The following is a 20819-nucleotide window of genomic DNA, read 5'->3' as shown; positions in this document are numbered from 1 at the left end:
ATAAAAATGCCATCACATGAACGTTGTGATGGCTAAGTAAATCCTCTGTTTCTTCAAAATGATAGCACAACACGTTGTCCAACGTGACAGTTCTGTTCCTTTCGGAGACAGCCCCAGCATGAGGTTTTCAAGTCCCCTCACACTTCGGCAATATTTCCTTTCAGCTAACATCTTCAATGCTTGTCATCTCCACTAGCTTACTAATAAATACCGCGACCTCTACCTCAATACAAACATGAGGCATATAATTATTAAATTTATGATGTGTCTTAGTTTAACATACGACCTAAGACATTTCAATAAAACGATTAATGTTCTGTATTTTATGAATATTCTACTATTTTTATTAATGTGATAAAGTGTTATAGTGGTTCGAATTATAACTGTTCTATCAGGGAGGTACTTATTTTGACAACTAACGAAGAATCTACTTATCCTAGCAGAAAGATTAACTGGAAGGGCACAACGCTCTTATTAGTTATCGGTGTAATTTTTCTTGCTTCGACATTACGTATGCCATTAACGGTTGTAGGACCAATTATTTCCTTCATTCGTGAGGATCTCGGTATATCTAACGTACTTGCAGGCTTTCTAACAACAATTCCATTGCTTGCATTCGCACTAGTGTCACCTATTGCCCCAATCGTTGCAAGAAAACTAGGACTAGAACTAACTCTTTTTCTATCAACCATTTTATTAGCACTTGGGATTGTACTGCGCTCACTTGGAACAACAGGGTTACTCGTATTCGGTACAATGATAATAGGTGTAGCTATTTCATTTGGTAACGTCCTCATCCCAGGGTTACTTAAATTAAAATTCCCTTATCATGTTGGTTTACTAATGGCATTCTTCACAATGTCCATGAACTTAACGGCTGGTATTGGCGCTGGTATTAGTTATCCTATAGCCAATGCATCTCTTGGCTGGCAAGGTGCACTTGCCATCGCTATAGCTCTTGTCGTCGTGACTATCTTAATTTGGATTCCTCAATTAAAATTTAATAAGCCTGAACCAACTGTAGCTACTACGAAAACTCGTATACCACTGTGGAAATCACCAGTTACTTGGGCAGTCACTGGCGCAATGGGTTTACAATCGTTATTATTTTATACAACTGCAGCTTGGATTCCTGAAATCTATATTGCCCAAGGAATAGCAGCAGATCGTGCAGGTTGGATGTTTTCAATCATGCAAATTTCCCAAGTACCTATGGCTCTAGCTGTACCGATTATCGCTAGTAAAATGACATCACAACGACCTCTCGTTTTGATGTTTACTGCTTTTTATGTTGTCGGCTTTACTGGCCTTGTCATGGAATGGACTAATCTCGCTGTATTGTGGATGATATTGCTAGGATTAGCAGGTGGCGCTTCATTTTCACTTGCAATGATGTTCTTTACTCTTCGTACTCGTACGGCATTTGAAGCAGCTGATTTATCGGGCTTTGCACAATCATTAGGCTATTTATTAGCCGCAGTTGGCCCTATTTTATTTGGTTACCTACATGATTTATTTGGCGGTTGGAACATCGCTGGCTGGCTATTCGTTGTCGTTGCAGTATTACTATTCTTCTGCTCATTTAGAGCTTCTAGAAACGAATATATAAATTAAAAAAAGCAGCTCATCCTACTATGAGCTGCTTTTTTACATTTTTAATAAGGCGGTTTTTGATAAAAGAAATTCGGTGTATTATAAACATTGACATAAGGCTTATGGAAAATATGCGTTGTTGCAGGTGATAATGGGGGAATCAACCAAGTCCAATTGCCTGTTAAGTCGCGACCTGCCTTCTGCTCAGCTTCTTCAAATAACTTAAATTGCTGTGCAGCAGTATGATGATCGACTATACTTACACCATCTTCTTTAAAGGAAAACAGTACAGCAATATTTAATTCAACTAATGAGCGATCACGCCAAAGCGATGCTTGCTTAGTCGTATCGAGCCCAAAAATTTCAGCGATTTTCGGCAACATATTATAACGATCAGTATCAGCTAAATTACGTGCCCCAATTTCTGTCCCCATATACCAACCATTGAAAGGAGCCGCTTGAAAGTCGATTCCAGCCATTTGAAAACGCATGCTTGAAATAATCGGCACCGCATACCATTTCAACGCTAGTTCCTCCACTTGTGGGTGCTCAGGATGGCGAATTACAACTTCTAGTACATCTTCACGTGGTATTGAAAACAATTGTGGTTGACGGTCATCCACCTGGATAACGAGTGGTAATACATCAAATGCTGTGCCCTCGCCCTGCCAGCCTAGCGATTCACATACTTTTGTAAATGGTACAGAATGTGGGTCACCAACAATGCCAGCTTCCGTCTCATAGCCTGCATAACGGATCAACTGATGATTCCAAATCTTTACTCTACCAGATGCAAATACCGTTATTGTTGGCCGAATTTTACCACCATTTGTCGCATATTGAATATGACATAACAACTTCTCAAATATCCCTTGCTCATCTAAAACATCACGGGCATCCTCAACATGAAGTGACTGCCAAAATAATCTCCCGATACATTTATTACTATTACGCCAAGCTACTCGTGCACCAAAAGTAAGCTCCTCTGTTGAAGGAATATATTGTCCTTCATTTTCAACTTGCTGTAATCTATTTGTTAGCCATTGTGCAGACTCATTTTGCTCCATTTGATAAAGTGTTAAAAAACGTTGTATCTCTTGTAGTTTCATGTCGTTTTCCTCCATCTACCCTCATATTAGATGAATAGAAATAAATTCTCCATGAAAAAATTCATTAGAAAACATACATCTTTTATATATGAAATACTTTGTTCAAATTTAAATCAATAGTCAAAAATTCTCCATCAAAATTTTATAAAAACTAAATGAATAGCTTAAAAAATTACAAAGAAAAAGCATGTAGCAACAATATGCTACATGCTTTACTAGATGACCCCTACGGGATTCGAACCCGTGTTACCGCCGTGAAAGGGCGGTGTCTTAACCGCTTGACCAAGGGGCCATGGCTCCGAAGGCAGGACTCGAACCTGCGACAACCTGATTAACAGTCAGGTGCTACTACCAACTGAGCTACTTCGGAATAATTTTTTAATGGGCCTAAATGGACTCGAACCATCGACCTCACGCTTATCAGGCGTGCGCTCTAACCAGCTGAGCTATAGGCCCTCTTTGGAGCGGGTGATGAGAATCGAACTCACGACATCAGCTTGGAAGGCTGAGGTTTTACCATTAAACTACACCCGCATATGGTGGGTCAGGACGGAATCGAACCGCCGACACTTAGAGCTTCAATCTAATGCTCTACCAACTGAGCTACTGACCCGAAAAAGAAAATGGAGGAGGTAGAGGGATTCGAACCCCCGCGCGGTGTTACCCGCCTGTCGGTTTTCAAGACCGATCCCTTCAGCCAGACTTGGGTATACCTCCGGAAATAAATATGGTGGAGCCTAGCGGGATCGAACCGCTGACCTCCTGCGTGCAAGGCAGGCGCTCTCCCAGCTGAGCTAAGGCCCCAAATTTTAAAAGATGGTCGGAATGACAGGATTCGAACCTACGACCCCTTGGTCCCAAACCAAGTGCTCTACCAAGCTGAGCTACATTCCGTTACTGTCTATCTTATCTTTTTATGGCGCGCCCGGCAGGAGTCGAACCCACAACCTTCTGATCCGTAGTCAGACGCTCTATCCAATTGAGCTACGGGCGCTTAATATTAAAAAATGGTGCCGAGGGCCGGAATCGAACCGGCACGGTAGTCACCTACCGCAGGATTTTAAGTCCTGTGCGTCTGCCAGTTCCGCCACCCCGGCACATTTGGAGCGGAAGACGAGGTTCGAACTCGCGACCCCCACCTTGGCAAGGTGGTGTTCTACCACTGAACTACTTCCGCATGTGCATAAGATTATTTATCCTGGCAATTATGTAATTTGTAAATAAAATAAATGGTGCGGGTGAAGGGAGTCGAACCCCCACGCCTTGCGGCGCTAGATCCTAAGTCTAGTGCGTCTGCCAATTCCGCCACACCCGCAAATATGATGAGCCATGAAGGACTCGAACCTTCGACCCTCTGATTAAAAGTCAGATGCTCTACCAACTGAGCTAATGGCTCATATTATTAATAAATGAAAAATGGCTGGGGTACTAGGATTCGAACCTAGGCATGACGGAATCAAAATCCGTTGCCTTACCGCTTGGCTATACCCCAATATTAATTATATGGGGCGACTGATGGGAATCGAACCCACGAATGTCGGAACCACAATCCGATGCGTTAACCACTTCGCCACAACCGCCATATGAACTATAACAGTAGTTTAATCTAAAAAAGTTTGGCAGGGGCAGTAGGAATCGAACCCACACCAAAGGTTTTGGAGACCTCTATTCTACCGTTGAACTATGCCCCTAAAATAAAAAACTGGTGGAGGGGGACGGATTCGAACCGCCGAACCCTAAGGAGCGGATTTACAGTCCGCCGCGTTTAGCCACTTCGCTACCCCTCCAAGGGCTGATGCCGGCGATAGGAGTCGAACCCACGACCTACTGATTACAAGTCAGTTGCTCTACCAACTGAGCTACACCGGCAAATAAAAAGACGGTCCCGACCGGGATCGAACCGGCGATCTCCTGCGTGACAGGCAGGCATGTTAACCGCTACACCACGGGACCATAATTTGGTTGCGGAGACAGGATTTGAACCTGTGACCTTCGGGTTATGAGCCCGACGAGCTACCACTGCTCCACCCCGCGACAATATAATACTTTGATATTAAAATGGTGGAGGATGACGGGCTCGAACCGCCGACCCTCTGCTTGTAAGGCAGATGCTCTCCCAGCTGAGCTAATCCTCCACATAAAAAACAAGCGAAGCGACGTCCTACTCTCACAGGGGAAGCCCCCAACTACCATCGGCGCTAAAGAGCTTAACTTCCGTGTTCGGTATGGGAACGGGTGTGACCTCTTTGCCATCATCACTTCACTTATTCAGTTGAAAGAACTTATTCTCTCAAAACTGGATAAACGTTTCATTGAATGTTTCAAACTTTTTTGGTTAAGTCCTCGATCGATTAGTATTCGTCAGCTCCATGTGTCACCACACTTCCACCTCGAACCTATCTACCTCATCGTCTTTGAGGGATCTTACTTACTTGCGTAATGGGAAATCTCATCTTGAGGGGGCTTCATGCTTAGATGCTTTCAGCACTTATCCCGTCCACACATAGCTACCCAGCGATGCCTTTGGCAAGACAACTGGTACACCAGCGGTGTGTCCATCCCGGTCCTCTCGTACTAAGGACAGCTCCTCTCAAATTTCCGCCCCCCGACGGATAGGGACCGAACTGTCTCACGACGTTCTGAACCCAGCTCGCGTACCGCTTTAATGGGCGAACAGCCCAACCCTTGGGACCGACTACAGCCCCAGGATGCGATGAGCCGACATCGAGGTGCCAAACCTCCCCGTCGATGTGGACTCTTGGGGAGATAAGCCTGTTATCCCCGGGGTAGCTTTTATCCGTTGAGCGATGGCCCTTCCATGCGGAACCACCGGATCACTAAGCCCGTCTTTCGACCCTGCTCGACTTGTAGGTCTCGCAGTCAAGCTCCCTTGTGCCTTTACACTCTACGAATGATTTCCAACCATTCTGAGGGAACCTTTGGGCGCCTCCGTTACCTTTTAGGAGGCGACCGCCCCAGTCAAACTGTCCGCCTGACACTGTCTCCTGCCCCGCTAAGGGGCATGGGTTAGAATTTCAATACAACCAGGGTAGTATCCCACCGACGCCTCCTTCGAAGCTGGCGCTCCGAGATCTCTGGCTCCTACCTATCCTGTACAAGTTGTACCAAAATTCAATATCAGGCTACAGTAAAGCTCCACGGGGTCTTTCCGTCCTGTCGCGGGTAACCTGCATCTTCACAGGTACTATAATTTCACCGAGTCTCTCGTTGAGACAGTGCCCAGATCGTTACGCCTTTCGTGCGGGTCGGAACTTACCCGACAAGGAATTTCGCTACCTTAGGACCGTTATAGTTACGGCCGCCGTTTACTGGGGCTTCAATTCGCAGCTTCGCTTGCGCTAACCACTCCTCTTAACCTTCCAGCACCGGGCAGGCGTCAGCCCCTATACGTCACCTTACGGTTTTGCAGAGACCTGTGTTTTTGCTAAACAGTCGCCTGGGCCTATTCACTGCGGCTCTCGTGCGCTTGCACGCTCAAGAGCACCCCTTCTCCCGAAGTTACGGGGTCATTTTGCCGAGTTCCTTAACGAGAGTTCTCTCGCACACCTTAGGATTCTCTCCTCGACTACCTGTGTCGGTTTGCGGTACGGGCACCTCTCACCTCGATAGAGGCTTTTCTTCTTGGCAGTGTGAAATCAGGAACTTCGTCCATACGGACTCGCCATCACAGCTCAACGTTACAGTGTGCGGATTTGCCTACACACACGCCTTACTGCTTGGACGCGCACAACCAACGGCGCGCTTACCCTATCCTACTGCGTCCCCCATTTCTCAAACGGTGAGGAGGTGGTACAGGAATATCAACCTGTTGTCCATCGCCTACGCCTATCGGCCTCGGCTTAGGTCCCGACTAACCCTGAGCGGACGAGCCTTCCTCAGGAAACCTTAGTCATACGGTGGACGGGATTCTCACCCGTCTTTCGCTACTCATACCGGCATTCTCACTTCTAAGCGCTCCACCAGTCCTTCCGGTCTGACTTCAACGCACTTAGAACGCTCTCCTACCACTGACATCGTAGATGTCAATCCACAGCTTCGGTGAATCGTTTAGCCCCGATACATTTTCGGCGCAGCGTCACTCGACCAGTGAGCTATTACGCACTCTTTAAATGATGGCTGCTTCTAAGCCAACATCCTGGTTGTCTGTGCAACGCCACATCCTTTTCCACTTAACGATTACTTTGGGACCTTAGCTGGTGGTCTGGGCTGTTTCCCTTTTGACTACGGATCTTATCACTCGCAGTCTGACTCCCGTGTATAAATATCTGGCATTCGGAGTTTGTCTGAATTCGGTAAACCGGGATGGCCCCTAGTCCAAACAGTGCTCTACCTCCAGTATTCTCATCACGAGGCTAGCCCTAAAGCTATTTCGAGAGAACCAGCTATCTCCAAGTTCGATTGGAATTTCTCCGCTACCCACACCTCATCCCCGCACTTTTCAACGTGCGTGGGTTCGGGCCTCCAGTAAGTGTTACCTCACCTTCACCCTGGACATGGGTAGATCACCTGGTTTCGGGTCTACGACCACGTACTAATTCGCCCTATTCAGACTCGCTTTCGCTGCGGCTCCGCCTTCTAAAGCTTAACCTCGCACGTAATCGTAACTCGCCGGTTCATTCTACAAAGGCACGCTATCACCCATTAACGGGCTCTAACTACTTGTAGGCACACGGTTTCAGGATCTCTTTCACTCCCCTTCCGGGGTGCTTTTCACCTTTCCCTCACGGTACTGGTTCACTATCGGTCACTAGGTAGTATTTAGCCTTGGGAGATGGTCCTCCCGGATTCCGACGGAATTTCACGTGTTCCGCCGTACTCAGGATCCACTCTGGAGGGAATAAACTTTCGACTACAGGGCTTTTACCTGCTCTGGCGGACCTTTCCAAGTCGCTTCATCTAACTCATTCCTTTGTAACTCCGTATAGAGTGTCCTACAACCCCAAGAGGCAAGCCTCTTGGTTTGGGCTCTTCCCGTTTCGCTCGCCGCTACTCAGGGAATCGATTTTTCTTTCTCTTCCTCCAGGTACTTAGATGTTTCAGTTCCCTGGGTCTGCCTTCAAGACGCTATGTATTCACGTCAAGATACTACGCGATTAAACGTAGTGGGTTCCCCCATTCGGAAATCTCCGGATCAAAGCTCACTTACAGCTCCCCGAAGCATATCGGTGTTAGTGCCGTCCTTCTTCGGCTCCTAGTGCCAAGGCATTCGCCGTGCGCCCTTAATAACTTAACCTAGTTATTAAGCCTAAAAAACTTAATTTAAAAAATAAATGTGTTTGTTACAATTTCAATGTCGTTTTATCCAGTTTTCAAAGAACAAATTTTGAAGTATTTCATCTAATGATGAACCTTCAAAACTGAACGCAAAACGTAATCTTACAAACCCAAGGTTTGTATTCCGAAAATATCCTTAGAAAGGAGGTGATCCAGCCGCACCTTCCGATACGGCTACCTTGTTACGACTTCACCCCAATCATCTATCCCACCTTCGGCGGCTGGCTCCAAAGGTTACCTCACCGACTTCGGGTGTTACAAACTCTCGTGGTGTGACGGGCGGTGTGTACAAGGCCCGGGAACGTATTCACCGCGGCATGCTGATCCGCGATTACTAGCGATTCCGGCTTCATGTAGGCGAGTTGCAGCCTACAATCCGAACTGAGAACGACTTTATCGGATTAGCTCCCTCTCGCGAGTTGGCAACCGTTTGTATCGTCCATTGTAGCACGTGTGTAGCCCAGGTCATAAGGGGCATGATGATTTGACGTCATCCCCACCTTCCTCCGGTTTGTCACCGGCAGTCACCTTAGAGTGCCCAACTAAATGATGGCAACTAAGATCAAGGGTTGCGCTCGTTGCGGGACTTAACCCAACATCTCACGACACGAGCTGACGACAACCATGCACCACCTGTCACCGTTGTCCCCGAAGGGAAAACCATATCTCTACAGTGGTCAACGGGATGTCAAGACCTGGTAAGGTTCTTCGCGTTGCTTCGAATTAAACCACATGCTCCACCGCTTGTGCGGGCCCCCGTCAATTCCTTTGAGTTTCAGTCTTGCGACCGTACTCCCCAGGCGGAGTGCTTAATGCGTTAGCTGCAGCACTAAGGGGCGGAAACCCCTAACACTTAGCACTCATCGTTTACGGCGTGGACTACCAGGGTATCTAATCCTGTTTGCTCCCCACGCTTTCGCGCCTCAGTGTCAGTTACAGACCAGATAGTCGCCTTCGCCACTGGTGTTCCTCCAAATCTCTACGCATTTCACCGCTACACTTGGAATTCCACTATCCTCTTCTGCACTCAAGTCTCCCAGTTTCCAATGACCCTCCACGGTTGAGCCGTGGGCTTTCACATCAGACTTAAGAAACCACCTGCGCGCGCTTTACGCCCAATAATTCCGGACAACGCTTGCCACCTACGTATTACCGCGGCTGCTGGCACGTAGTTAGCCGTGGCTTTCTAATAAGGTACCGTCAAGGTACAGCCAGTTACTACTGTACTTGTTCTTCCCTTACAACAGAGTTTTACGAACCGAAATCCTTCTTCACTCACGCGGCGTTGCTCCATCAGGCTTTCGCCCATTGTGGAAGATTCCCTACTGCTGCCTCCCGTAGGAGTCTGGGCCGTGTCTCAGTCCCAGTGTGGCCGATCACCCTCTCAGGTCGGCTACGCATCGTTGCCTTGGTGAGCCGTTACCTCACCAACTAGCTAATGCGCCGCGGGCCCATCCTATAGCGACAGCCGAAACCGTCTTTCAGAATTGTCTCATGAGAGACAAAAGATTATTCGGTATTAGCCCCGGTTTCCCGGAGTTATCCCAAACTATAGGGTAGGTTGCCCACGTGTTACTCACCCGTCCGCCGCTAACGTCAAAGGAGCAAGCTCCTTATCTGTCCGCTCGACTTGCATGTATTAGGCACGCCGCCAGCGTTCGTCCTGAGCCAGGATCAAACTCTCCATAAAAGAAATTTGATTAGCTCAAATTGTTTTGCTGGCATCAATTTTGATGTCCAAAATTTTGTTTCGTTCACTAACGAAGTTAGCTACTAAAAACTATATTGATTACGTTTTGCTTGTTCAGTTTTCAAGGTTCATTTCGTTGCTTTTTAATTTCAGCAACTTTTATATAATAACATTTCTGATTTTCATTGTCAACAACTTTTTTATATTTGTTTTTCTCTTTCGAGAAGCGACAACTTTTATATCTTATCACTTCAGAATGTTGATGTCAACACCTTTTTGTGATGCTATTATAAGTTTGTAGTACTTAATGTTGTGTCGTCTTAGCGACAAGTAATAATTTATCACGATTCTGCATTCTGTGCAAGTGTTTTTCTACAAAAAATATCAATTTATAATAAGAACTTTATTAGCAAGCTATTACCAGTCCATTTTTATATGAGAACTTTCCTATTTAAATGTTTTCATATTTTCATATTGCTAATCTATATGAAAGCATGCATTTACCACATAGGTTAATGAGGCATCTTACACAATATATATAAGATTTTCACATAAAAATCATCTCTAGTTATACATAACAGGTTTTGAATATCCTTTTTGTTAAGTTTATTTTCACATTTATTTTTTCAAACATACTCTAGTTACTTTCCACCGCGGCTTGTGCAAGCCACGGCAGAAAGCAACCATTCAAATATTATTTAACATCTACAACTCAGCAAAATATAAAACTTCTAAAATGGAAAAAAGAATGGAACTGCTAGCATCATCACAATAAACATAACAACTTGCAACGGCACGCCAATCTTTACGAAATCCATAAATTTATAGCCACCCGCCGTCATTACAAGCGCATTTGTTGGGGAGGCAATTGGCGTGGCAAACGCCATACTCGCTGCTACGGCTACACCAATCATAAATGTTGTAGGATTTGCATCCATTGCAATCGCTGCATTCATAGCAATTGGCGCGAATAACACAGCCGTTGCCGTATTACTAATAAATTGGCCAAAAATTACTGTTAATATATATATCCCTATCAGCACCCCATAAGGACCGTAGCTACCAAGAGCATCGATAATACCATCTGATAAAATAACCATTCCGCCTGTTTTCTCTAATGCGGTTGCCATTGGAAGCATCGCTGCGACAAGCACAATACTTTCAAAATTCATATTGCTATATGCATCCTCCATATTCCGCAAACAGCCCGTTATAATCATCAAAACCGCTCCAATCATAACAGAGATAACGGCTGGGAATACTTCAAAAGCCATCAATCCAATCATTATCAACATAATTGCGCCCGCAATACCCGCCTTACCAGTAGCTGCTGCAACACTCGCGTGCTCCTTCGGTTGACCAACAACAACAACATCCTGTGTCTCTCTAGCAAGTACTAATATTTCGTCCCATGCACCTTGTACTAAAATGGCGTCTCCGAATTTCAACTTATGCGTAACCATATCTTGTAGCTTATAGCCACCTCTATGGTTAATACCAATAATATTGAGATTGTACTTTTCGCGAAACCCAAGTGAACTGACTGTTTCGTTAATAAAACTAGAATTAGGTGTTAAGAGTACCTCCGCAATACCTAAATGCTTCGTTACTAATTCATCCGCCTCATTCTCTGTCAATTCCTGCATCACTAAGCCATAATCTGCCGCCAAGCTAGCAATATCATTTTCCTCACCTTGTACATAAAGTTCATCTAGGGCATGGATAACACTTGTTGGTCCCGCCATTTCCTGATAAGTCATAGGGAGTAAATTAATACCGTCCTGTGATTTACGATGAATTTTCATCATACAGAGCGCGTATTTTGCAGGAAGCTTTAACTCTGCTAATGATATGCCAATAATAGGAGAATCTTCAGGCACAAACATTTTAAACAGTCGATTGTTTAAATCATATTGTTTAACAATTTTCTTAGGCGAAAGCTTATAGCCTGTAGAAGTTTGTGTTTTATTTTTGTCATGCGGCAACAATATATTGCGCACGAGCACTAAATAAATAATACCCGCTATCATCCCAACGATGCCAATAGGTGTCACCTCAAAAAAACCTAGCTTCTGATAGCCTCGATCAACCAAGAGTTGGCTGACAATTAAATTTGGCGGTGATGCAATTAACGTCATCAACCCTGAGAGACTGGCTACATACGAAAGAGGCAGTAAAAACTTCGACGGACTTTCTTTCATACTAATTGCAATACTAACTACTATAGGCATCATCAATGCAACTGTCCCTGTATTGCTCATAAAGGCACCTACAGAACCAACAATAATGAGCAACAATACAAATAACTTTAACTCACTATTCCCCGACCATTTCATTAATAATTGTCCAGCCATTGCTGCAAGGCCTGTACGCAATATACCCGCGCCAACAACAAAAAGCCCCGCAATCATAAGAACAACTGAATTCGAAAAACCCGCTAAAGCTTCTGCAGGTGTTAAAATATCAGCGATAACAAATGCGAGGAGTGACACAATAGCAACAAAATCTGCACGCACTCGATTCGTCATAAATGCAAAAATCGTCATTCCTAAAATAAGAAATGTTAATGTAAGTTGCACGTTAAACATTCCCTTCTATCTATAGTAACAACTATATTCTATACGAAAAAAAGCATAAATAACGGATTTCACCCTATTTATGCTTTTTCTGTAATATTTAATTTTCAAATGTATACAAATTAACGCTAATTAAGCATCTAATTCTTCTAACTTTTATAATAAAATGCCATCACGTACAACGACTTGCCCTTTTTTAATAACGGTGTGTGTATGATTCATGCCATAAAAATATTGTAATTGCTTATAATTAGCAACGTCTAATATAATAACGTCACCTTGTTTCCCCGCTTCAAGTGAACCAATTTCATGCCCTCTATTAAGTGCATACGCAGCATTAATTGTCGTAGCAGTTAACACTTCCTCTAGTGTCAAACCCATATGCATACAAGCTAAATTCATAATAAACGGCAAACTCATGGTCGGTGATGAGCCTGGATTAAAGTCTGTTGATATTGCTACAGGTACCCCTTCATCAATCATTAGACGCCCTCTCGCAAATGGCGCACGTAAGAAAAAGGCTGTTCCAGGCAGCAACACCGCAATCGTACCAGCTTCAGCCATACTTTGTATTCCTTCATCAGAGGCTACTAGTAAATGCTCAGCCGAGATAGCTCCCACTTCTGCAGCTAGTTCCGCTCCATTATAAGGCTCTATTTCATCCGCATGAATTTTCGGTGTCAGTCCAAGCGCTTTGCCCGCCTCTAAAATACGTCGGGATTGTGCTGGAGTAAATACGCCTTTTTCACAAAATACATCGTTAAATTCCGCGAGCTTTAGTTGTGCTACTTTCGGCAACATATCATGAATAACAACATCGACAAATTCATCTTCACGACCTTTAAAATCGCGTGGCACCGCATGCGCACCCATAAAGGTACTGATTACGTCTACAGCATGTGTGTCTTGTAGCTTTTTCGCTACCTCCAATTGCTTCTTTTCTGTTTCCCAATCCAGACCGTAGCCCGATTTTGCCTCAACAGTTGTCACTCCATGCTTTAAAAATACATCTAAATGCTGCTTTGTCTTTTCATATAAAGCTTCAAAACTGGTTTCTCGCGTTCGCTTAGTCGTAGCATGAATGCCACCTCCAGCATTCATAATCTCCATATATGTGGAACCGTTAAGTCGCATATTAAATTCCTGCTCACGTGTACCACCATGTACTAAATGTGTATGACAATCCACTAAACCAGGCATCACAATCTTTCCAGTTGCATCAATAACATCAGCTTCCTCCACTAAATGTGGGAAATCGATTGCTAACTGCTCATATGACCCAACAGCGACTATACGATTTTCTTGTAACAATACACTACCATCTTCTATTACAGCGATTGCTCTCATTTGTTCTTTTATTCGAGGACCTTGGACCTCACTTTTTAACGTAATGACTTCATCCGCATTTTTAATCAAAATGGTCATTTCACATCATCCTTTAACATTGGCATACGGACACCTTTGTTCTTTGCCGTATCAATAGCAATTTTATAGCCTGCATCAGCATGACGCACAATACCCATTCCAGGGTCGGAAATTAACACGCGTGCAATTTTCTCAGCTGCTAGTGCGGAGCCATCCGCCACAAGTACTTGACCTGCGTGCTGAGAATACCCCATTCCTACACCTCCGCCATGATGGACACTTACCCAGCTCGCCCCACTCGCCGTATTGACAAGTGCGTTTAATATCGGCCAATCGGATACAGCGTCTGAGCCATCAAGCATTCCTTCTGTTTCACGATTTGGCGATGCCACAGAGCCAGAATCTAAATGGTCTCGACCAAAAACAATTGGAGCAGACAACTCACCATTTGCCACCATTTCATTAACCTTCAATGCAAAGCGATGACGATCACCATAGCCTAACCAGCAAATACGCGCAGGAAGCCCTTGCCATTTCACCATTTTTTGCGCCATATCAATCCAATTGACAAGCCCTTCATCTTCTGCAAACATTTCTTTTGCTAAAGCATCTGTTTTATAAATATCTTCTGGATTTCCAGAAAGGGCTGCCCAACGGAATGGCCCTTTACCCTCACAGAACAAAGGACGAATATATGCTGGCACAAAGCCTGGGAAGTCAAAGGCATTTGTGACACCCATCTCTTTCGCATAAGCTCGAATGTTATTACCATAATCAAACACTTCCGCACCCGCCTGTTGAAATTCAAGCATCGTACGAACATGCTCTGCCATCGTTTCCTTCGCCTTTCGCTCATATGTTTTCACATCATTTTTACGTAATTCCAGCGCTTCTTCAAAAGTCATCCCATTCGGTACATAACCATTAATCGGATCATGTGCAGATGTTTGGTCTGTCACAAAGTCTGGAATTATCCCTCGATTTAGTAGCTCTCGATTAATATCCGCACAATTGCCGACAAGACCAATAGACGCTGGCTCTTGTTGACTGCGCAATTTATTGACTAATACAATTGCCTCATCTACTGTCTCAACAAGATAATCACAGTAGCCCTCTTTCATTTTGCGTTCAATACGTGCACGCTCCACCTCTACTACTAAAATGACTGCACCAGCCATTTTTCCAGCTAAAGGCTGCGCACCACTCATGCCACCCATACCGCCAGTTAAAATGAATTTACCGCGTAAATCTGCGGTACCAAACACTTTCTTCCCAGCCTCTACAAAAGATAAATATGTTCCTTGTAAAATCCCTTGAGCACCAATATAAATCCAGCTACCAGCCGTCATCTGACCATACATCATTAAATCGCGGTCCTCTAACTCGTAGAAGTGTTCCCAATTCGACCATGCTGGTACTAAGTTAGAGTTGGCTATTAAGACACGTGGTGCATGTTCATGTGTACGGAAGACAGCTACTGGCTTTCCTGATTGAATAAGAAGTGTTTCATCATTCTCTAATTCTTTTAAAGAGGCGATGATTTGCTCGTAGCTTTGCCAGTTCCGAGCCGCTTTTCCAATACCTCCATATACGATAAGCTCGTCAGGATTTTCCGCAACTTCAGGGTCGAGATTATTCATCAGCATGCGCATTGCCGCCTCTTGTGTCCAGCCCTTACAAGAGAGCGTTGTTCCTCTCGGTGCACGAATCGTTGTTGGTGTTTTCATACTGTCATCCCCTTTGCTTCTATTTTGCTAACACAACTAAATCATCACTTGCCAATAAGTACTTCGCTAACGCTTCAATCTCATCGCCGATAGGTTGATCTGCTAATAAAGGCGGACAGAATTGACGCACTTTTTCTAAATACGCTCTTGTTGTTGGTGATAATTGCTCTTCTGCCTTGTCTAAATGAATAGCTTGTGAAGCACAAATCATTTCTATTGCAATCACCCGTGCAGCATTGTGAACAATTTGTCGCACTTGTCGAGCGGATGTCGTTCCCATACTGACATGATCTTCCTGATTCCCCGAAGTTGGAATAGAATCCACGCTTGAAGGATGAGCTAGCACCTTATTTTCAGATACAATAGAGGCCGCTGTATATTGTGCAATCATAAGTCCACATTCAATGCCAGGATTCGTTGCTAAAAACGGTGGTAAACCATCATTAAGTTGCGGATTAACCATACGCTCTGTGCGTCGTTCTGAAATATTAGCCCATTCACTAACCCCAACTTTTAAAAAGTCCATCGCTAACGCTATTGGCTGGCCATGGAAATGACCTCCCGATACAACTTCTCCATTTTCTAAAACGATAGGATTGTCTGTTGTAGCATTCATTTCTGTTTGTACGCGCTGCTCAGCATAGAAAAACGATTGCCAAGAAGCACCATGTACTTGAGGAATACATCGAAGTGAATACGCATCCTGCATCCGAACTTCTCCCTGCTTCGTCACTCGTTTACTACCATCAAGCCATTTCCGAATACGCCCACCTACAAGCTCTAATTCTGGGTGTGGTCTTACAGCTAAAAGCGCAGGATCAAATGCATTCGTAATACCTTTTAATGCCTCTAACGACAGACTCGCTGCCATATCTGCCGCAAGCCCAATACGCTCTGCTTCATTCAATGTCAAGGCACCAATTCCTGTCATTGCTTGCGTACCATTTACAAGTGCTAAACCTTCCTTCGCTTGTAGTCTTACAGCTGTTAAACCAGCATTTTGTAACGCGACACCACCCGCCATCAGCTCCCCGTTGAACTCGGCTTTTCCTTCACCTACAAGCACTAGTGCTAAATGTGATAGCGGCGCTAAATCTCCACTTGCTCCAACCGAGCCTTGTGACGGCACGATAGGGTGTACGCCTTTATTGATGCAGTCTAGTAATAGCTGTAGCGTTTCTTGGCGAATACCTGAAAAACCACGCGCTAATGCATTTGCACGTAAAACCATCATGGCACGCACAACCTCAGTCGGAAGTGGTTCTCCAACACCCGTTGCATCTGAGCGCAATAAATTCAACTGTAATAACTCAATATCTGATTCTTCAATTTGTATATTACTTAGTTTGCCAAACCCCGTATTGACGCCATAGATTACTTGCCCTTCAGCTAAACGCTTTTCAATCCGTTCCCTGCTTAATTGAACACGTTTCGTACTTTCAGCACATAACGCAACCATTGCCTGGCCTCTCACGATTTCCTCAACTTGTTGCCTCGTTAACGTATTGCCATCAAGTTCGATGATTTTTTGCATACGATATCCCCCTATTCTTAACAGCATATGTAAATTAAAGTGTGAAAAAAATTGAAATTCTCTATATCCATTGTACAAACTACTTTTTTCAGAAAATATAGAATTTTAAAAGAGAAAACAGGAATTATTTCAGATTTTTATGTTATTTTTATTAATATAATCGTAATAAATTACGAAACTAGAATATTTTAAGAAAGGCTGATTCCATGCGACTGTTATTAATTGATCGAGATCTAACTGAACTGTCAGGTATACGATGGTTTTTACATACATACTTACCTGGAGATTTATCAATTGAGATGTGCAGTACTATTTCTGAGGCCACTCAAAGCATTCAACAATTTGCACCAGAGGTCATTTTATTAAATATTGATTTACTTCCTAATAATCGTTTAACAGCACTTTATGGACTTTTACAAAAGCATCCTGGCAAAATACTTGCGATAACGACAGAACCATTATTTAAAAACGCGTTAAAAGCAATAGATTTACAAGTGGCACACCTCTTTGTAAAACCCATTGATTTAGAAGTGTTGAAGCAAAAGCTCACTGCTATTTCTCTTCATACACCTCACATTCAAAAGCCTAGTCTTGATGCTAAAGATGAATCTTTTTACTATCAATTATTTTTAGAAAGCACACCAAGCACTTTATCAACAAATATTCAGTTTACGATGATTGAACCTGAGCATTTAGAAACGTTAAATAAATTGTACATATGGCTCCAACAAACACCTATTTATTATCAAATGAGCATTTATCCATTGTCAGATTCAATTATCTGCTTGTTTCAAACAAGCGATTTAAAAATTATTGAAAAGGATATTCGATCATTATTAAAAGAATGGCAAATGACTAATAACGGATCTTTAAATATAGGGATTTATGATGGTACACCAACATCTTTAAAAGAAATGTATGCCTTAACAAAACGCGCCCTTCTTCAAAGCTTTTACGAAGGCTTTGGGCATATTTTTTATGCAACGAAACAATATCAAACACAGCCACTAGATCCTTTACTCACACCAGAGGAACAGCAGCTACTTATTAAGAGTTTAGAGGAAGGAAATATCGAGGCAGTAAAAGCATTTTTATATCGATTATCAAACGGAAGCATCTACTACGAGCAAGATGATTTGCGCATTCACCTAACAAGTGTATTAGCACAAATTCGCCGCTTTATGTTGAAATATAAACTTCATGAGAAAGCTGCTATTGAACAAAACTATCGTCAGCTTTTTCATTTAATTATTGAACATCCGATATTCTATACAATTCTCAATGGCATAATTTTATTCACACAAAGACTTATTGACTTGGCACGAGAAGCTCGAATGGAGAAAAAAGCAGACTATGTAGAGTTAGCTTTAGATATAATCGACCATCAATATCATAACAGCGAATTATCCTTACCTTTTATCGCCCAAAAGTTGGGTATTAGCCCAAATTATTTAAGTACTATATTTGCAAAGAAGCAAGGCCAACCATTTAAACGCTATTTACAACAGGTTCGTATACAAAATTCGACTAAAATGCTTATGGAAACGGATTTTGCTATTAGTGAAATTGCACTTTTAAACGGTTTTGATGATCCAAATTATTTTAGTAAATTATTTAAACAACTAATCGGAACTACACCTAATCGCTATCGCAAAGGTTGGAAAATCTAATGAGAAGACACATTATCGCCATTTTCAATTAGCCAATTATATTTTCAATGTAAATAGAAAAATCAATAAAATTATTATACTTCACACAGGTTGTTACTTATATAATAGTAAATCGTTTTTCCTTACAAAATAGCTAAAAACACTATAGAAACAGTGAAAACATTTTAAAAAACTATGTATAATCTTTAAAAATCCCGCATATATTTATACTTTATATCTTACAAGATAAATTCTTTAACAATAATTATTATAATGTACTAGAAATTCTATTTTATATTTGTTATAGTTATTTACGAGGAGTTTGACTCACAATATTTTTCAGGAGGTAAACTAATATGACAAACGCAAATGATCGTAGCCGTCGTTTTACAACAGCAGGTGGTGCTCCAGTAGTAAGCAACCACGACTCTATGTCAGCAGGTCCTCGTGGTCCTCTTTTACTTCAAGATGTATGGTTAGTTGAAAAATTAGCAAACTTCAACCGTGAAGTTATACCTGAACGTCGTATGCACGCAAAGGGTTCTGGAGCATTTGGCACATTTACAGTAACACATGATATTTCTCAATATACGAAAGCAAAAATCTTCTCTGAGATTGGGAAGCAAACACCAATGTTCGCTCGTTTCTCAACGGTAGCGGGAGAGCGCGGTGCTGCAGATGCAGAGCGCGATATTCGTGGTTTTGCACTTAAATTCTATACTGAAGAAGGTAACTGGGACTTAGTTGGTAACAACACACCTGTATTCTTCTTCCGTGATCCGTTACACTTCACAGATTTAAACCATGTAGTTAAGCGTGACCCACGTACAAATATGAAAAACGCAAATTCCAACTGGGATTTCTGGACTTTATTACCAGAGGCATTACATCAAATCACAATTGTAATGTCTGACCGTGGTATTCCTACAGGTTACCGTAATATGCATGGTTTCGGTTCACACACATATAGCTTTATCAATGCTCAAAATGAGCGAGTATGGGTGAAATTCCACTTCCGCACAGAGCAAGGCATTAAAAACTTAACAGGTGCTGAAGCAGCTGAAATTATTGGTAAAGACCGCGAATCATCACAACGTGACTTGTACGAAGCAATTGAAAAAGGCGATTTCCCGAAATGGAAAATGTACATTCAAGTTATGACAGAACAACAAGCTCGAGAATTACCTTATAACCCATTCGATTTAACAAAAGTTTGGTATAAAAAAGATTTCCCACTCATTCCAGTTGGCGAATTTGAGTTAAATAAAAACCCTGATAACTACTTTGCAGAAGTAGAGCAATCATCATTTGCTCCATCTAACATTGTGCCTGGTATTAGCTACTCTCCAGACAAAATGTTACAAGCACGTATTTTTGCTTACGCAGATGCAGCTCGCTATCGCTTAGGCGTTAACCACCATATGCTACCTGTAAACGCACCAAAATGCCCATTCCGTTCATTCCATCGCGATGGTGCTATGCGTTTTGATGGCAACCTAGGTTCTACTTTAAGTTATGAACCAAACAGCTATGGTGAATGGGAGCACAATTTAGACTATAAAGAGCCACCATTACGCATTGATGGTCATGCTGATATCCACGACTTCCGTGAAGATGACAATAACTACTTCGAGCAACCAGGTAAATTGTTCCGTCTTTTATCTGCAGAAGAGCAACAACGCTTATTTGAAAATACTGCAAACGATATGGCAACTGTTGAAGAATTCATTAAACGTCGTCACATTCTACACTGCTACCTAGCTGATCCAGCTTACGGAGAAGGTGTAGCGAAAGCGATGGGTCTTTCATTAGACGGAATGAATCTTACAAATCCATATGTAAAACAAGAAGTAAAACAAGTAGCAAACATTTAATATTCCACTTTATTGATATCCAATATAGCTTGTCGTCGTCGGCAAGTAGACAAAAGGTACCGAGAAACAATATCTCGATGCCTTTTGTCATTTGTAGTTCTTTTTTATGCTAGTCCCTTTAAGATTTTCAATAATCTTTGTACTATTCCGTTACTATTCAGTTGATTGGAGCCAATTACTACAAATCGCACTGGAAGGTATCTCCCCCATTCACTGACAAAGTAACACAGTGGCATTCATCGTTTTAATTCACCTATAATTATTGTCCCTTTTAAATTGTAAATCCCCCATTGTCATATAGGTGTTTTTATCAACTTTATCGATAAATTCCACAAATATGTATTACACATATTTCTAAATAACCATATTGATATTTGACAACTACAACAAATTGAAATGGAGGAACA

At 42.7% G+C, this 20819-nt stretch carries 8 protein-coding genes, 21 tRNA genes, 3 rRNA genes and 1 riboswitch; of the genes, 3 read left to right on the top strand and 29 right to left on the bottom strand.

Annotated features, from left to right (window positions below; translation table 11 throughout):
* Positions 1 to 54 precede the first annotated feature (54 nt).
* Positions 55 to 230, bottom strand: a riboswitch (Lysine riboswitch).
* Positions 231 to 408: 178 nt separating this feature from the next.
* Positions 409 to 1614 (top strand): CynX/NimT family MFS transporter, encoded by a 1206-nt coding sequence (locus tag FH508_RS01195; RefSeq protein ID WP_173478831.1) that lies wholly within the window; start codon positions 409 to 411, stop codon positions 1612 to 1614.
* Positions 1615 to 1655: 41 nt separating this feature from the next.
* On the opposite strand, the gene FH508_RS01190 is transcribed toward FH508_RS01195, so the two are convergent.
* The 29 genes from FH508_RS01190 to hutH all read right to left on the bottom strand — a co-directional run bounded on the left by FH508_RS01190 (position 1656) and on the right by hutH (position 16889).
* Complete coding sequence (locus FH508_RS01190) at positions 1656 to 2702, bottom strand: nitric oxide synthase oxygenase (protein WP_173478832.1); 1047 nt, start codon at positions 2700 to 2702, stop codon at positions 1656 to 1658.
* A gap of 220 nt (positions 2703 to 2922) precedes the next feature.
* Positions 2923 to 2994 (bottom strand) — tRNA-Glu (locus tag FH508_RS01185).
* A 1-nt stretch (position 2995) separates the two neighbouring features.
* A tRNA-Asn gene (locus FH508_RS01180) sits at positions 2996 to 3072 on the bottom strand.
* Positions 3073 to 3084: 12 nt separating this feature from the next.
* Positions 3085 to 3158: transfer RNA gene (locus FH508_RS01175), tRNA-Ile, on the bottom strand.
* Positions 3159 to 3162: 4 nt separating this feature from the next.
* Positions 3163 to 3236: transfer RNA gene (locus tag FH508_RS01170), tRNA-Gly, on the bottom strand.
* Between the two features lie 3 nt (positions 3237 to 3239).
* Positions 3240 to 3315 (bottom strand) — tRNA-Phe (locus FH508_RS01165).
* An 11-nt stretch (positions 3316 to 3326) separates the two neighbouring features.
* Positions 3327 to 3419, bottom strand: a tRNA-Ser gene (locus FH508_RS01160).
* Positions 3420 to 3430: 11 nt separating this feature from the next.
* Positions 3431 to 3506: transfer RNA gene (locus tag FH508_RS01155), tRNA-Ala, on the bottom strand.
* Between the two features lie 13 nt (positions 3507 to 3519).
* Positions 3520 to 3596 (bottom strand) — tRNA-Pro (locus FH508_RS01150).
* Positions 3597 to 3619: 23 nt separating this feature from the next.
* Positions 3620 to 3696 (bottom strand) — tRNA-Arg (locus tag FH508_RS01145).
* Between the two features lie 14 nt (positions 3697 to 3710).
* Positions 3711 to 3799 (bottom strand) — tRNA-Leu (locus tag FH508_RS01140).
* A gap of 5 nt (positions 3800 to 3804) precedes the next feature.
* Positions 3805 to 3879: transfer RNA gene (locus tag FH508_RS01135), tRNA-Gly, on the bottom strand.
* 53 nt (positions 3880 to 3932) lie between these two features.
* A tRNA-Leu gene (locus FH508_RS01130) sits at positions 3933 to 4017 on the bottom strand.
* A gap of 8 nt (positions 4018 to 4025) precedes the next feature.
* A tRNA-Lys gene (locus tag FH508_RS01125) sits at positions 4026 to 4098 on the bottom strand.
* Between the two features lie 21 nt (positions 4099 to 4119).
* Positions 4120 to 4194 (bottom strand) — tRNA-Gln (locus FH508_RS01120).
* A gap of 12 nt (positions 4195 to 4206) precedes the next feature.
* A tRNA-His gene (locus tag FH508_RS01115) sits at positions 4207 to 4282 on the bottom strand.
* A 37-nt stretch (positions 4283 to 4319) separates the two neighbouring features.
* Positions 4320 to 4393: transfer RNA gene (locus FH508_RS01110), tRNA-Trp, on the bottom strand.
* Between the two features lie 12 nt (positions 4394 to 4405).
* A tRNA-Tyr gene (locus FH508_RS01105) sits at positions 4406 to 4489 on the bottom strand.
* Between the two features lie 9 nt (positions 4490 to 4498).
* Positions 4499 to 4571, bottom strand: a tRNA-Thr gene (locus FH508_RS01100).
* A gap of 11 nt (positions 4572 to 4582) precedes the next feature.
* A tRNA-Asp gene (locus FH508_RS01095) sits at positions 4583 to 4655 on the bottom strand.
* 6 nt (positions 4656 to 4661) lie between these two features.
* Positions 4662 to 4736 (bottom strand) — tRNA-Met (locus FH508_RS01090).
* 25 nt (positions 4737 to 4761) lie between these two features.
* Positions 4762 to 4837: transfer RNA gene (locus FH508_RS01085), tRNA-Val, on the bottom strand.
* 13 nt (positions 4838 to 4850) lie between these two features.
* A 5S ribosomal RNA gene (rrf, locus tag FH508_RS01080) occupies positions 4851 to 4965 on the bottom strand.
* A 68-nt stretch (positions 4966 to 5033) separates the two neighbouring features.
* Positions 5034 to 7956 (bottom strand): 23S ribosomal RNA (locus FH508_RS01075).
* A gap of 181 nt (positions 7957 to 8137) precedes the next feature.
* Positions 8138 to 9687 (bottom strand): 16S ribosomal RNA (locus tag FH508_RS01070).
* Together the 16S, 23S and 5S rRNA genes with 21 tRNA genes alongside form the textbook arrangement of a ribosomal RNA operon.
* Positions 9688 to 10418: 731 nt before the next feature.
* Complete coding sequence (locus FH508_RS01065) at positions 10419 to 12275, bottom strand: SLC13 family permease (RefSeq protein ID WP_139860098.1); 1857 nt, start codon at positions 12273 to 12275, stop codon at positions 10419 to 10421.
* A 144-nt stretch (positions 12276 to 12419) separates the two neighbouring features.
* Positions 12420 to 13688, bottom strand: coding sequence for an imidazolonepropionase (gene hutI / locus FH508_RS01060; RefSeq protein ID WP_228134344.1), 1269 nt, complete (start codon positions 13686 to 13688; stop codon positions 12420 to 12422).
* The gene (hutU, locus tag FH508_RS01055; protein WP_228134343.1) at positions 13685 to 15355 is read right to left on the bottom strand and encodes a urocanate hydratase; all 1671 of its coding nucleotides are present in this window, start codon (positions 15353 to 15355) and stop codon (positions 13685 to 13687) included. Before hutU ends, hutI begins: the two co-directional genes overlap by 4 nt.
* 19 nt (positions 15356 to 15374) lie before the next feature.
* A complete protein-coding gene (gene hutH / locus FH508_RS01050) occupies positions 15375 to 16889 on the bottom strand; it encodes a histidine ammonia-lyase (protein WP_228134342.1) in 1515 nt (504 codons plus the stop codon).
* A gap of 206 nt (positions 16890 to 17095) precedes the next feature.
* On the opposite strand from hutH, the gene FH508_RS01045 reads away from it, so the two are divergent.
* Together FH508_RS01045 and FH508_RS01040 are read left to right on the top strand one after the other, a co-directional pair.
* The gene (locus FH508_RS01045; protein WP_228134341.1) at positions 17096 to 18559 is read left to right on the top strand and encodes a helix-turn-helix domain-containing protein; all 1464 of its coding nucleotides are present in this window, start codon (positions 17096 to 17098) and stop codon (positions 18557 to 18559) included.
* A 335-nt stretch (positions 18560 to 18894) separates the two neighbouring features.
* Positions 18895 to 20412, top strand: coding sequence for a catalase (locus FH508_RS01040; RefSeq protein ID WP_139860268.1), 1518 nt, complete (start codon positions 18895 to 18897; stop codon positions 20410 to 20412).
* Positions 20413 to 20819 lie beyond the last annotated feature (407 nt).

Origin of the sequence: Lysinibacillus sp. CD3-6 (assembly GCF_006351725.2) — a bacterium.
Lineage (GTDB): Bacteria > Bacillota > Bacilli > Bacillales_A > Planococcaceae > Lysinibacillus.
Note: the sequence above shows the minus strand (reverse complement) of the source record. Positions and strands in the feature narration are given on the sequence as shown.

What these genes read in the sequence shown, in the direction of transcription:
- FH508_RS01190 (WP_173478832.1), bottom strand. Translation starts at nt 2,702, where the DNA reads ATGAAACTACAAGAGATACAACGTTTTTTAACACTTTATCAAATGGAG.
- FH508_RS01065 (WP_139860098.1), bottom strand. Translation starts at nt 12,275, where the DNA reads ATGTTTAACGTGCAACTTACATTAACATTTCTTATTTTAGGAATGACG.
- hutI (WP_228134344.1), bottom strand. Translation starts at nt 13,688, where the DNA reads ATGACCATTTTGATTAAAAATGCGGATGAAGTCATTACGTTAAAAAGT.
- hutU (WP_228134343.1), bottom strand. Translation starts at nt 15,355, where the DNA reads ATGAAAACACCAACAACGATTCGTGCACCGAGAGGAACAACGCTCTCT.
- hutH (WP_228134342.1), bottom strand. Translation starts at nt 16,889, where the DNA reads ATGCAAAAAATCATCGAACTTGATGGCAATACGTTAACGAGGCAACAA.
- FH508_RS01045 (WP_228134341.1), top strand. Translation starts at nt 17,096, where the DNA reads ATGCGACTGTTATTAATTGATCGAGATCTAACTGAACTGTCAGGTATA.
- FH508_RS01040 (WP_139860268.1), top strand. Translation starts at nt 18,895, where the DNA reads ATGACAAACGCAAATGATCGTAGCCGTCGTTTTACAACAGCAGGTGGT.